Genomic DNA, 12,701 nt, shown 5'->3' with positions numbered 1-12,701 from the left:
AAAACCCCTCCCTATGCTGGCCGTTTATTTTTTTCCTTTGACAGTTCTTTTTGATCGGCCGGTTCGGATATCCCCGTATCCTCAAGTACGGCCTTCAAGTCCTGTTTCAGCCCGTACCAGTTTTTATTCGTATGTCCGGCGACGAGCACATGCCCGTCCAGCGTTCTGAGCCAGATCCTTCTGTGGTGCCAGTACATCCCCTGGATGACGCCGATCATAAAGATGGCGCCGCCGACCATGAGCACCCACAAAGTCAAATCTTTTCTAATGGTGAGGCCTGAGAGATTTTTCGTTTCGACGTGGTCAAACTTCATTTTGTATTTATTGTCGTCAGAACCTTCGATTGTTTCCTGAATCGCAACGAAACTCTTTTCTCCTTTAGGCTTATCCGGGGCGGTGATCTGGAATACAAAAGCCGGATTGTTCGGATTCCTCGTTTTCGTGCTCGGCTCCCCGTCTTTGTTAAAATAAAAGTCCGGCAGGTAGCTTGCAATATGAACTTTGTAACCGTTGCCAAGATCATATTCCGGCTTCGGCTCCAAGAGGTTGATTGCCACTTTGCCGAAAGATTTCCCGCTGTCTTTTTCAATCAGCTGAAAGACCATTTTGTCGAGCTCGCCTTCCTTGTAAGTCAGCTGATAGAGTGCATATGAACCGAATTTCAGCGGGTCATTGACCCTGATCTTGCCGCTTTTCACTTTCTTCAATTCAGGCGCTTCACCCGGGAGGCTGTCATTTTTTCTTTCATATAGTTCAACATCGGTTTGATATGTTTTTGCGACAGTACCGTCACCTGCTTTAGTAATCGCCTCTGAAAATACTTCTTTTTCTTTTTCACTGTCGTACATTTCTTTTGTAAACCGGTTGTTTTTCAAGTAGTAATGGCCGTCAGTTCCCGGGATGGGCACGGTCTCCCCTTCCCTGATCCAAAGGGTTTCGTCGACATACATGCCCGGAACAAATCTGAGCATGACACCGATGAGGAATATGATCAGCCCGATATGGTTCACATATGGGCCCCATCTTGAAAAACGGCCTTTTTCCGCAAACAGGTTTCCGTTTTCTTCTTTGACTCGGTATCGTTTTTTCTTCAGTTTACCGACGATTTGTGATCTGGTGTCTTCAGACATGTCCGCTTCCGTCCGGCTGAAAAGGCGCTGCCTCTCCATAAAGTTCGGATTTCTCGTGACGCCCTGATTTTTCAGCGCCCTGTACAAAGGAACGACCCTGTCAAGGCTGCAGATCACAAGCGATATGCCGATTGAAGCAACCAGAACAATAAACCACCATGAACCGTAAAGATTGTGGAAACCGAGAGTATAATAGATTTGTCCGAGAAGCCCGTATTGTTCGCTGTAGTATGTATCAGCCTGCGCACCCGGCGGCAGGAACATTTCCTGCGGGAAAATCGTTCCAAAAGCAGATGCTGTCAGCGTAATGACGATCAGCCAGACGCCGACCTTTACAGACGAAAAGAAATTCCATATTTTATCTACGATTGTTTTGTTATATGTTTGAGAGCGTCTCGCACTTCCGTCATACCGCATGTCAAGGAGTTTGGCATCCTGTTTGACGAGCGGCTTTCCGCACGATTCACACAAAACGGTGCCCGTCGGATTCACATGGCCGCATTCGCATTTGATTTCTTTCATCATGACGATCCCTCTGGTTTGATCATATTCATATAATCATGGATCATTCGTTCTGTCATCGTGCCAGACACGACTTTGACAATCTCTCCGTCAGGATTGATCAAAAACGTGGTCGGCAGCGGTGTGACATCGTATGCGTTCAGAACCTGCCTGTCTTTATCAAGCACAACCGGAAAATTGACGCCGTAGTCTTTCATAAAGTTTCGGACGGCAAGGTTTGATTCGCCGACATTGACGGCGACGATTTCAACCCCTTGATCCTTAAACACTTTATATTGATTCGCCATGTAAGGAAATTCTCTTTTGCATGGTTCGCACCATGTTCCCCAAAAGTTTAAAAATACCCCTTTGCCTTTTAGATCGTCCAGCTTGAGACGGTTGCCGTCAACATCCTCCAGCGAAAAATTGGGAGCTTTTTCCCCCACCGCCACACTCTCCGTCTTTTGAAACACGGCGCTGTACAGCGTGTAGCCAAGCGCTGCAAGCAGCACAAGGAGGATGCCTGTCCGAATGTAAAAACGCTTTTTTTTCATAATCCGCCCCCTCATTTAGACATTCAGTATCATTATATCATCTCATGACTGCCTGCCATTTGCCTTTTTTGAAGGTTGTGTGAAAATTTAGAAAGCCGCTTTACCGTGTTCCGCCAATGCCCTGAGCCTTTTCACTTCATGAGGCGTGAGCTCTCTTTTTTCCCCGGTTTTCAAGCCCGCCAGGTTCAAAAAAGCGTACTCTTCCCTTTTCAGCTTGAGCACTTCGTGTCCGATGGCTTCAAACATTCTCCTGACCTGACGGTTTCGCCCTTCATGGATTGTGATTTGGACGATGCTGGTCTGCTTTTTCTTATCGAGTGACAAAAGCTTCACTTTTGCCGGAGCTGTCTTTCCTTCCTCAAGGCGTACGCCCCGCTCAAGTTTTTTTAAATTCTCCTTTAAAGGAATGCCTTTCAGCTTTGCCACATACGTTTTATTAATTTCGTATTTCGGGTGCATCAATTTATTGGCGAAGTCCCCGTCATTCGTTAACAATAAGAGGCCGCTTGTATCATAATCAAGCCTTCCGATCGGATAAATCCGCTCCTCCACCTCTGTGAAAAAGTCGGTCACAACTTTCCGGCCTTTATCGTCTTTAACAGCTGATATAACCCCTCTCGGTTTATACAGGAGAAAATAAACGGGTTCTTCGCTTTCAAGCTGGACGCCGTTTACCTCAATCCGGTCTGAGCTTGATACTTTAACGCCGAGCTCTCTGACGGTTTTGCCGTTGACCGTGACTTTCCCTTCTTTTATAAGTTCCTCCGCCTTTCGCCTTGATGCAATACCGGCGTGGGCGATTACTTTTTGAAGTCGTTCCATATCTTTCACCTCATGTATTATCTTACTTTTTTCCAGACCAACAAACAAGTTTGCGGGCGCCTTCTTCCTTAGGAAAGAAGCACTCCGCCCTTAAATGTATCCTTTCTCACGTCAAAAGTAAAACAGTTTTGGCTAAAAAAGCAAAAAAGCGCCTGTTGATCAGGCGCTTCCAAACAGCAATGTTACAATAATCACAGACGCGATAATCCCCGCTAAATCAGCAAGCAGTCCCACTTTTAAAGCATCCCCCATTTTCTTGATTCCGACCGCGCCGAAATAGACGGTCAAAACATACAGCGTCGTGTCTGTCGATCCCTGCATGACAGAGGCCAGCCGGCCGATGAACGAATCGGGTCCGTAAACTGCGATTAAATCGGTCGTCATGCCGAGCGCCGCCGTTCCCGAAATCGGCCGGATCAGAGCCAGCGGAACCACTTCCGTCGGAATTCCCACGGCGGAAAATACCGGCTTTAAAAGATTCATAAAAAAATCGAGCGCCCCTGAAGCACGGAAAACGGTGATCGCTACAAGCATACCGACCAAATAAGGGATAATGGAAAACGCAATTTGGATTCCTTCCTTCCCTCCCTCAACAAACGCTTCATAAGTCGGGACTTTTTTGAATGTACCATACAGCAGAATCGTGGCGATGATAAACGGGATAAGGGCCAGAGAAAGCCAATTGATGAATTCCAAATGCTCACCCCTTCTTTTTTCTTCTATAATAAAAGTATCGGTCGATGAAGATCGCAAAGATTCCCGATATTAAAGTCGCCAAAATGGTCGGCCCGACGATGTCTGTCGGCGCCTTTGCATCATATGTCATCCTGACCGCGATGACGGTCGTCGGAATCAAGGTAATGCTTGACGTATTGACCGCCAGAAAGGTGATCATTGAGCGGCTCGCTTCCCTGCGATTCCGGTTGAGCGCCTTCATCTGTTCCATTGCTTTAATGCCGAGCGGTGTCGCCGCATTGCCCAATCCGAAAAAGTTGGCCATTAAATTGGATAAAATATACCCCATCGCCGGATGATCCGGAGGGATCTCGGGAAACAGCTTTGAAATGAACGGCCGGCACAACCTGCTGAATTTTTCGAGAAGCCCGGATTGTTCGGCGATTTTCATCAGCCCCAGCCAAAAAACAAGGACGCTCATCAGGCCGATCGAAATCGTGACAGCTTCCTTCGAACCTTTAAATACGGCCTCATTGACTTCCTGAACCGTTCCGTTGAAAAGCGCAAACACCAGACCGATCACCGTTAAGCCGACCCAGATTATATTGACCATGATGAACCGCCTGCCGCTTTTTGGAATACGGATTGAAAGGTCTCGAAAAACGATTTTTTCGGCTTTTTGTTGCGTTCGTTTTCATAATAGATCGGTACACTTGCAATCGTTTTTCCGTTGAACATGACGTTCATTTCCCCGATGATGTCCGGGATTTCTTTTTTGTTTTTACGCCACGATTTTTTCGGTTTAAGAAGCTCGATGTCAACCTTCACGTCTTCTTTTTCATCTTCGTTTAACAAATATGTGACATCCCGTTTAATAAAAGCTTTATTCCCGTAAAAAGAGTCTTTTAATTTCGGAACCTCGCCTTTTTTGGCGATGATATATGTTTTGTAGTGGCCGTATACATAGTTGAACATGTTCATATGATCGTTCCAGTCGTCAGGGGCATTGATGGTGACGGCGATCAAATCGGTTCCGTCTTTCGATGAAGTGGAGACGAGCGTGCGCTTCGCCAGCTTGGTATATCCCGTCTTCCCGCCTGTACTGTATTCGTAAAGCCCTGTTAAAAGCTTGTTTTTATTTCTCCAGATGCCTTGCATCGTTTCTGCCTTATAGCGCTTCGTTCCGGCGATTTTTTGGTACGTTTCGTTTGTCATCGCATATTTCGTCAAAAGCGCCATATCATAGGCCGAGGAATAGTGGTCAGGGTGATCATCGAGTCCGTGCGGATTGCGGAACAGGGTGTTTTCCATGCCGAGGTCGGCCGCTTTTTGATTCATCATGTAGACAAACCCTTCCAGGCTTCCGCCCACATGCTCAGCAATCGCAACAGCTGCGTCATTTCCCGATCTCAGCATCAAACCGTAAACAAGGTCCTTCAGCTTCACCTTTTGCCCGCTTGTCAAATAGATTGATGATCCCTCCGTTTTGACCGCCCTGTCGCTGACCGTGACTGTCTCATCCAATTTGCCCGATTCCACGGCCAAAATGGCTGTCATAATCTTCGTAATGCTTGCAATGCGCCGTTTTTCATGCTCATCCTTCGCAAACAATACCCGTCCGGATTGCCCGTCCATGACAATCGCGCTTCTTGCGCTGACATGAAGGGAAGGCTGTGCTTCAGCGATTTGGTATGAAGAGCATAAAAGAGAGCATATGATGATGGCTGCTGCAGCCTGTTTTAGAAAAAAGCGCATTTTTTCTCACGTCCTTGTGGTTGTTTGTACAAGTTTATGCGCTTGTCTTTCCGTTATGAACACCAATTGGATGATTCCCCGAGAAAAATCTCAAGCAACATTAAAACTCCCCCTTTCATGAAAGGGGGAGTTCCGGCACACAGTTCATTTAAGCTATGATCTCGGCTGAACCATCTTCATCCGATAGTCAGTCGCATAGTATTCCAATTCTTCTCTCATCGATTGATATTCTGTTTCAAGCGAAGCCATCAAATTTTTTAATGAGGCCGGCGCTGGTTCGTGAAAGCAAATGGCGTTTTTTCCCGTGTAGGCCGCTCTGCTGTCTTCGTACCAAGTATCTTTTTTCGGTGTAAAAAATTCTTCTATGCATCGATGATAGATCTGATAGAGCGTCCTTTCGGCGGCAGCGTCCTGAAAAGGAACCTGCTTCAGCCTGATTCGGCAAGCCAGAAGCCCTTCTTCACAGTAAACCGCCAGTTTTCTCAAGTTACTGAGGACATCGCGATAATAATCTCTGCTCCCGGGCTCTTCGGCTTCAAGGGATGAGAGCGTCGTTTCGTTTAAATAATCGCTCAGCGTCTGAACGGTCTGTGCTAAAAATTCGCCTGCCTGCTCGGTTTGGGCTCTTGCCATAGATTTTCCCATTGGTGTCGGCACCCTCTCCTCATCGCTTTGTTACAATCGTATTCTTTCATGCATGAAATTAAACATAAAAAATACGATAATATATATTATCATACTTCGGTCCTTAAGGTGAGTCTATTTTAAATCTTCGAACGTCTGGTTAAAGTTCTCAAAGAACAGATCGGCTTCTTCCTGAACCCCGTCTTCTTCTACATTTTCGGGCAGCGGCGGAAGCTCTTCAAGCGTTTTTAAGCCGAATTGTTCAAGAAATGTTTCGGTTGTACCGTACAAGATTGCCCTGCCCGGTCCGTCCGCCCGGCCTACTTCGCACAACAGCGCTTTTGCGACAAGGCTCTGGAGAATCCGTTCAGATTTGACCCCTCTGATCTCCTCGACTTCCGCTCTCGTAATCGGCTGCTTATATGAAACGATGGCCAAAACTTCGAGGGCAGCCTGAGAAAGCCCTTTTGAAGGGGCTTCAATCAGCTTTTTCAAATAGACGGCGAATTCTTTTTTGGTCGAAAGCATGTACGTATCCGCGTACTCGACAAGCTCGATGCCCCTGTCTTCTTTTTCATAGGTTTCTTTGACATCAAGCATAATATCCTGAAGCTCGGCTTCATCGATCTCCAAAACGGATAATAGCTGTTTTTTTGTCAGGCCCTCGTCGCCGGCGGCATACAAAAGCGCTTCGACAATGGCTTTCCAATTCACGATATCAAGCGTCATGAATCGCTTCACTCCCTGTTATGTAAATGTCTGAAAAGTTGTGTTCCTGTTCAATGATGATCAGCTGGTTTTTCATCAGCTCCAAAATCGCCAAAAACGTCACAACGAGATGCTCTTTCTGTTCGTATGGGAACAGTTCCATAAAATGCATCCTTTGACGGGACGATTTCAAACAATCGACGATTTGCGTCATTCGTTCTTCTATCGGTATTTCCTGTCTTGAAATTCTAGTTTCAGACGGCCGGCTGATTTTTTTGCGGTTTAACACCTTTTGAAACGCCCCGAGCATGTCGTAAACGGTGACGGACAGCTTTTGCTCGCTGAGTTTGATTTCCTTGGCATAGTCGCTTAAATCGCTCGGCGGCTTCGCGAATGCTTTTTGCCGCTCTTCCTCGCGCTCCTTCAAATTTTGCGCGGCACTTTTGTATTTTCTGTACTCTATTAATTTTTCAATCAATTCTTCTCTCGGGTCCTCTTCCTCCTCGAGAAACTCTTCGTCAAACAGCTCCTCTTCCTGCTTTGGAAGGAGCATTCGGCTTTTAATGCTGAGAAGGGTCGCAGCCATCACCAAATATTCACTGGCCACGTCGAGCTCAAGTTCGCGCATCGTATGCACATATAATAAATACTGCTCGGTTATCTTCGCAACAGGTATGTCATAAATGTCTATTTCAAGGCGGTTGATTAAGTGCAGCAGCAGATCCAGCGGCCCTTCAAACGCCTCGATTTTCACCTGATATTCCATGTTCATTTCTCACCATTTTCAAAATCGCTTCTAAGCCGGCTAAAACTGGCTACCCTTTAGTATAAATTACGCGTCTGCATGAAGTCCAATATAATTTAAGAAGCTTTGGCATTCGCCTATACGATTTGAGCGTATGCTGCATAGAATACTGTGTAAAATCTTAAACCTGAGGAGGGAACAACATGGGAGGTAAAGGCTTCGGCTACGGCGGAGGATTTGCTTTGATTGTCGTTCTGTTTATTTTGTTGATTATTGTAGGAGCGGCATGGATCTATTAACATAAAAATGAGAAGCGTCCGTTACCCGGGCGCTTTTTTCATAGCCTGGATATATCTCCATTTTTCCTCCGTTCCGTTCTTATGATACACTTTAACGGAAACTTAAAGGAGGATGTCAGATGTATCCCCAAGCTTATATCGATTACCTGGCCGAATTCCACGGGTCAAGGGATTATTTTGAATGCCACGAAATTTTAGAAGACCATTGGAAAAAGGACAATCCCGGCGAGCGGAAATCATACTGGGTTGGATTGATTCAGCTGGCAGTCGCACTCTATCATCAGCGGAGAAACAATTTTGCCGGTGCAGAGAGATTAATGGCGAACAGCATCCGCATCCTGGTGTCCGAAAAAGACGCAGTCGAATCGCTCGGATTGGATTACAGCCGCTTCATCAAGCTGTTAAGGAAGACTTACCAAAAAATTAAAGCCCATTCTCCTTATGAAAGCATCATGCTTCCAATCACAGATGAATCTTTGATCAAAGCATGCCGGAAACAATGTGAAAAAAAGTCGTATGAGTGGGGAGCAAACGATCCACCGGACGCCTTCATCATTGATAAACACCTGCTGAGAGACCGGACTGAAGTGGTTGCCGAGAGGGAAAAACAAATCGAACGGCGAAAAAAGAGCAGAGGCTAGAAGCCTCTGCTCATTGGTTATATGTGATGTCTTCATTTTCGTGATCCTGACAGCGCTCAAAGAATCCTTTAGTTAATTCATTCGGAACCAGCGGTTTAGGTGCAAACATTTGCGAAATGGCCGACACCATTTTTTTGCCGATTCCTTGATGACGGTGAGACGGGTTTACACTGATATGCTTGATCTCGACTTCTTCTTCTCTTTTCTCTACTCCTACACAGCCGACAATATCCTCGCCTTCTTTCCATAGGAACAGCTGCCTTTCAGTGTCCGTTTCATAGTCTTTAATTGTCTGCTGAAGCTGCTTGACGTCCTTCTCATTCGGCATAAACGAAAGGAGCCCCATCGCAATCTTTTCGAATGACTTTTTATAACGAATTAACATAAATACCCCTCAATATATCAAAATGTGGATCTAACGAAGGCTAGTCGCTTCACATCACATTATAAACATTTTTATAACCTTTTTAAACTCTTTTTCGGTAATTATTGAAGCGACCGGGTCAGGTTCGCCATTTCAATCGCTGCCGCGGCAGCTTCTGCACCTTTATTTCCGGCTTTTGTTCCGGCGCGTTCTACCGCCTGCTCGATCGTGTCTGTCGTCAATACGCCGAAGATCACCGGAACGCCTGTTGACATGCTGCCCGCCGCAATCCCCTTTGCCGCTTCATTGCAGACATAGTCATAGTGGCTTGTCGCTCCTCTGATGACCGTGCCCAGTGTAATCACGGCGTCGTATTTTTTCGTTTCAGCCATTTTTTTGGCGATCAGCGGAATCTCGAATGCGCCGGGAACCCAGGCGACATCAATATCATCAGCTTTGACCCCATGTCTCAACAGCGTATCTTCTGCACCGCTTAGAAGTTTGCTTGTAATAAAATCGTTGAACCTTGACACAACGATCCCAATTTTCAAATCTGTTCCAATTACATGACCTTCTATTTTATTCATATGAATCCCGTCCTTTTTTGTGATTGATTTTAGTTTAAAAATGAAGCATATGCCCCAATTTTGATTTTTTCGTTTTTAAGTACTTTTCATTGTCTTTTTTTGTCTCCATCTGCAGCGGCACCCTGTCTGCGATCGTCAGTCCGTAGCCTTCGAGACCGGCAATCTTTCGTGGATTGTTCGTCAGCAGCTGCATTTGTTTCACGCCGAGGTCTCTTAAAATTTGGGCGCCGATCCCGTAGTTGCGAAGATCTGGGAGAAAACCGAGCTTTTCATTAGCCTGCACGGTGTCATATCCTTCTTCCTGCAGTTTATAAGCTTTCAGTTTATTGATTAAGCCGATTCCTCTTCCTTCCTGTCTCAAATAAAGGAGCACGCCCCGGCCCGCTTGTTCGATTTGCGCGAGTGCGGCAGCAAGCTGCGGGCCGCAGTCGCAGCGGTAAGAGCCGAAAACATCGCCCGTCAGGCATTCTGAGTGCACGCGGACAAGGACAGGCTCGTCTCCGAAAGGTATATCGCCTTTGACGAGTGCTATATGTTCCTTGTCATCGATTTCGTTTGTATAGCCGTAAACCTTGAATGTGCCGAATTCGGAAGGCAGCGTAATCTTCACTTCTCGGTTGATCAGCGTTCCCTTGCTGTAGCGGTATTCGATCAAATCTTTAATCGTAATCATTTTCAAGTCGTGCTGGTCGGCTATTTTTTTGAGTTCAGGCACCCTTGCCATCGTGCCGTCTTCATTCATGATTTCGCAGATGACGCCGGCCGGCGCGGAACCGCACGCCTCCGCAAGGTCAACGGCCGCCTCCGTATGTCCGGCTCTTTTTAAAACGCCGCCTGTTTTCGCAATCAAGGGGAAAATGTGCCCCGGTCTTTTAAAATCGCCCGGAAGCGCGTGATCATCAATCAGCGACATGACGGTCAACGACCGCTCTTGAGCGCTGATCCCCGTCTTTGTATCGCGGTGATCCACACTGACCGTAAATGCCGTGTGATGAGAATCGGTATTTTCGTCCACCATCGGATGGAGGTCGAGCCGTGAAGCGATCTCTTCATTAAGCGGCGCGCAGATCAAACCCCTTCCGTGCGAAGCCATAAAGTTGATCACTTCAGGTGTTGCGTATTCTGCCAGCGCAACGAAATCGCCTTCGTTTTCCCTGTCCTCGTCATCGACCACGATGATGACTTTTCCTTGCTTCAAATCGCGTATCGCTTCTTCAATTGTGTGAAACATAGGCGCGCAGCCTCCTTTCATTTAAAACCCGTTTTCTTTAAAAAACGATTCAGTCAATGGCTTTGCCTGTTTGTCTTGTTTTGCTTGGTGGAGAAACCGGTAAATGTATTTGCCGATCATATCGCACTCGATGTTGACGATGCTTCCGGGCTTTTTTTCCGAAAAAATCGTTTCATCCAATGTGTGCGGGATAAGCGAGACTGTTACTTGATCTTCCGTCAGTCCAAAAATGGTGAGGCTGACGCCGTCTACGGCGATCGAACCTTTTAACACAAGCATTTTGGCCAGTGAAGGGTCAAGTTTTAAATCATAGTATACGGCGTTAGCCGCTTTTTCTATGCGCACGATAGACGCGGTGCCGTCGACATGCCCCGACACCATATGCCCGCCGAAGCGGCCGTTTGCCGCCATCGCCCGTTCAAGATTGACGCGGCTTCCTTTTTTTAATGTGCCGAGTGATGTTGCTTTCAGGGTTTCAAGCATGACATCCGCCGTGAAACTGCCGGAACCGAACTCATTTACGGTCAGGCAGACTCCGTTGACAGCAATGCTGTCGCCAAGCTTCACATCCTCGGTCACTTTGTTGGATTGGATGACTAAAGACATGGCGCTTCCCGCCTTTTTCATGTCCAAAATCATTCCGACTTCTTCAATGATGCCTGTAAACATATGCCACCGCCTTATTCTTTTATCGGTTTTGCCGCCAGCTTTATATCCTGGCCGATTTTGGTAATGGTTGTGAAATGCAGTAAGGGGACATCTTTCATCGATTGAAAGCCTTCACCGGAGAGGATGCTGGGAGATTGCAGCCCTCCGATTAATTTAGGGGCAAGATAGAAGATCATTTGCTGATAGAGTCCTTCTTTGACGAAGCTTGCGTGAACCGTCGCACCACCTTCGACAAAGACTGAAGCGATACCTTGGTCTGCAAGGTGCAGAAGCACGTCGCGCACCGGAAGTTCATGCGCATCCAGCACGGTTACCTGTACACCTTCTTTTTCCAGGTTCCGAACCTTTTCGGGATCTGCCTTGGACGTCGTGTAAATCCAGGTTGCCGCTGCTTTATCCTGAATGACTTTTGACTGAAGCGGGATTGACAGCGTCGTATCGAGAACGACACGCACCGGCTGATTCACTGCACCGGGGAGACGGCATGTCAAACTCGGGTCGTCTGCTTTTATTGTGCCCGATCCCACTAAAATACTCTGGTGGTTTTTTCGGTATTGGTGAGCGTCCATCCGCGCTTCTTCAGAAGTAATCCATTTGCTGTCGCCTGTTGCGGTAGCGGTTTTGCCGTCAAGGCTGGCAGCTGCTTTTAATGTCACATACGGAAGGCCTGTCCGCATAAAATGCATGAACTTTTCGTTCAGCTCTTCCGCCTGTTCTTTGAGAACGCCTGTTTCGACCTCGATCCCGGCACTTCTCAGCATCCCGATTCCTCTTCCGGAAACGAGCGGATTCGGATCTTCGGCCGCCACGACTACCCGCTTCAAACCGGAACGGATAATCAGTTCCGCGCAAGGAGGCGTTTTGCCGTAATGGCTGCACGGTTCAAGCGTCACATAAATGACGGCTCCTTCCGCATGGCGGCCTGCCATTTGAATGGCGTGCACTTCTGCATGCGCTTCGCCGTATTTTAAATGAGCCCCCATTCCGACCACTTCACCGTCTTTGACGACAACGGCTCCGACAAGCGGATTGGCTCCTGTCTGACCTTCACCCTGCTTCGCAAGCTCCAATGCAAGATTCATATAATGCGCATCTGTCATGAATTTCCCTCCCTTCTTCCAAAAAAATAACCCCGGATGTCGATCCGGGGGTTTGTTTTTGTGCATGAGAAATAAAACTATGCATCATCATTATTTTTCACATAGTCTCTTCATCCTTCTCCCATCCAGACTTTCACTGTCGGCTTCAGCTTCTCACTGAATCCACCGCTTTGCACGAAGCACAGCGGGTCACGGGCTCTAAAGCTGTCTCTCGCTTTATTACCGCCGGTCGGGATTTTCACCCAGCCCCGAAGGATACAATCGATATTTACTTGTCCTTATGCGTAATTATAGCG

The 12,701-nt window shown here is 47.1% G+C and carries 16 protein-coding genes and 1 riboswitch; of the genes, 2 read left to right on the top strand and 14 right to left on the bottom strand.

Going from position 1 to position 12,701, the window contains the following annotated elements; genetic code table 11:
* Positions 1-11: 11 nt before the first annotated feature.
* The 9 genes from resB to M1D90_RS09540 form a co-directional block, all read right to left on the bottom strand.
* Positions 12-1,652, bottom strand: coding sequence for a cytochrome c biogenesis protein ResB (gene resB / locus M1D90_RS09580; RefSeq protein WP_023857483.1), 1,641 nt, complete (start codon positions 1,650-1,652; stop codon positions 12-14).
* Positions 1,652-2,188: a thiol-disulfide oxidoreductase ResA gene (gene resA / locus M1D90_RS09575; RefSeq protein WP_023857484.1), complete on the bottom strand. Its 537-nt coding sequence runs from the start codon at positions 2,186-2,188 to the stop codon at positions 1,652-1,654. Before resA ends, resB begins: the two co-directional genes overlap by 1 nt.
* Before the next feature lie 84 nt (positions 2,189-2,272).
* The gene (gene rluB / locus M1D90_RS09570) at positions 2,273-3,007 is read right to left on the bottom strand and encodes a 23S rRNA pseudouridine(2605) synthase RluB (protein WP_020452003.1); all 735 of its coding nucleotides are present in this window, start codon (positions 3,005-3,007) and stop codon (positions 2,273-2,275) included.
* Positions 3,008-3,166: 159 nt separating this feature from the next.
* The gene (locus M1D90_RS09565; protein ID WP_023857485.1) at positions 3,167-3,703 is read right to left on the bottom strand and encodes a spore maturation protein; all 537 of its coding nucleotides are present in this window, start codon (positions 3,701-3,703) and stop codon (positions 3,167-3,169) included.
* 4 nt (positions 3,704-3,707) lie between these two features.
* Positions 3,708-4,295: a nucleoside recognition domain-containing protein gene (locus tag M1D90_RS09560; RefSeq protein WP_020452005.1), complete on the bottom strand. Its 588-nt coding sequence runs from the start codon at positions 4,293-4,295 to the stop codon at positions 3,708-3,710.
* Positions 4,283-5,437: a D-alanyl-D-alanine carboxypeptidase family protein gene (locus M1D90_RS09555; RefSeq protein ID WP_023857486.1), complete on the bottom strand. Its 1,155-nt coding sequence runs from the start codon at positions 5,435-5,437 to the stop codon at positions 4,283-4,285. The genes M1D90_RS09560 and M1D90_RS09555 overlap by 13 nt, the downstream gene beginning before the upstream one ends.
* A 153-nt stretch (positions 5,438-5,590) precedes the next feature.
* A complete protein-coding gene (locus M1D90_RS09550; RefSeq protein ID WP_023857487.1) occupies positions 5,591-6,082 on the bottom strand; it encodes a YpuI family protein in 492 nt (163 codons plus the stop codon).
* A 114-nt stretch (positions 6,083-6,196) separates the two neighbouring features.
* On the bottom strand, positions 6,197-6,790 hold the full coding sequence (gene scpB, locus M1D90_RS09545; protein WP_023857488.1) for an SMC-Scp complex subunit ScpB: 594 nt from the start codon (positions 6,788-6,790) through the stop codon (positions 6,197-6,199).
* Positions 6,780-7,535: a segregation/condensation protein A gene (locus tag M1D90_RS09540; RefSeq protein ID WP_023857489.1), complete on the bottom strand. Its 756-nt coding sequence runs from the start codon at positions 7,533-7,535 to the stop codon at positions 6,780-6,782. Before M1D90_RS09540 ends, scpB begins: the two co-directional genes overlap by 11 nt.
* 182 nt (positions 7,536-7,717) lie before the next feature.
* On the opposite strand from M1D90_RS09540, the gene M1D90_RS09535 reads away from it, so the two are divergent.
* Positions 7,718-7,813 (top strand): YjcZ family sporulation protein, encoded by a 96-nt coding sequence (locus M1D90_RS09535; RefSeq protein ID WP_003183108.1) that lies wholly within the window; start codon positions 7,718-7,720, stop codon positions 7,811-7,813.
* Positions 7,814-7,932: 119 nt separating this feature from the next.
* Positions 7,933-8,454, top strand: coding sequence for a DUF309 domain-containing protein (locus M1D90_RS09530; RefSeq protein ID WP_035338489.1), 522 nt, complete (start codon positions 7,933-7,935; stop codon positions 8,452-8,454).
* Between the two features lie 10 nt (positions 8,455-8,464).
* Here the strand turns inward: M1D90_RS09530 and M1D90_RS09525 are convergent, their stop codons facing one another.
* From M1D90_RS09525 to ribD, 5 genes are all read right to left on the bottom strand, one after another.
* Entirely contained in the window at positions 8,465-8,839 is a 375-nt protein-coding gene (locus M1D90_RS09525; RefSeq protein ID WP_020452011.1) for a GNAT family N-acetyltransferase, read from the bottom strand.
* A 101-nt stretch (positions 8,840-8,940) separates the two neighbouring features.
* Complete coding sequence (ribH, locus tag M1D90_RS09520) at positions 8,941-9,405, bottom strand: 6,7-dimethyl-8-ribityllumazine synthase (RefSeq protein ID WP_043054366.1); 465 nt, start codon at positions 9,403-9,405, stop codon at positions 8,941-8,943.
* 34 nt (positions 9,406-9,439) lie between these two features.
* Positions 9,440-10,636, bottom strand: a complete 1,197-nt coding sequence (locus tag M1D90_RS09515) for a bifunctional 3,4-dihydroxy-2-butanone-4-phosphate synthase/GTP cyclohydrolase II (RefSeq protein ID WP_328067298.1) — start codon at positions 10,634-10,636, stop codon at positions 9,440-9,442.
* A gap of 21 nt (positions 10,637-10,657) precedes the next feature.
* Positions 10,658-11,305, bottom strand: coding sequence for a riboflavin synthase (ribE, locus tag M1D90_RS09510; protein WP_023857491.1), 648 nt, complete (start codon positions 11,303-11,305; stop codon positions 10,658-10,660).
* Between the two features lie 11 nt (positions 11,306-11,316).
* Complete coding sequence (gene ribD / locus M1D90_RS09505) at positions 11,317-12,405, bottom strand: bifunctional diaminohydroxyphosphoribosylaminopyrimidine deaminase/5-amino-6-(5-phosphoribosylamino)uracil reductase RibD (protein WP_456283400.1); 1,089 nt, start codon at positions 12,403-12,405, stop codon at positions 11,317-11,319.
* A gap of 109 nt (positions 12,406-12,514) precedes the next feature.
* Positions 12,515-12,665, bottom strand: a riboswitch (FMN riboswitch).
* Positions 12,666-12,701: the final 36 nt, after the last annotated feature.

The sequence above is a fragment of the Bacillus sp. JZ34 genome, assembly GCF_053903205.1.
Note: the sequence above shows the minus strand (reverse complement) of the source record. Positions and strands in the feature narration are given on the sequence as shown.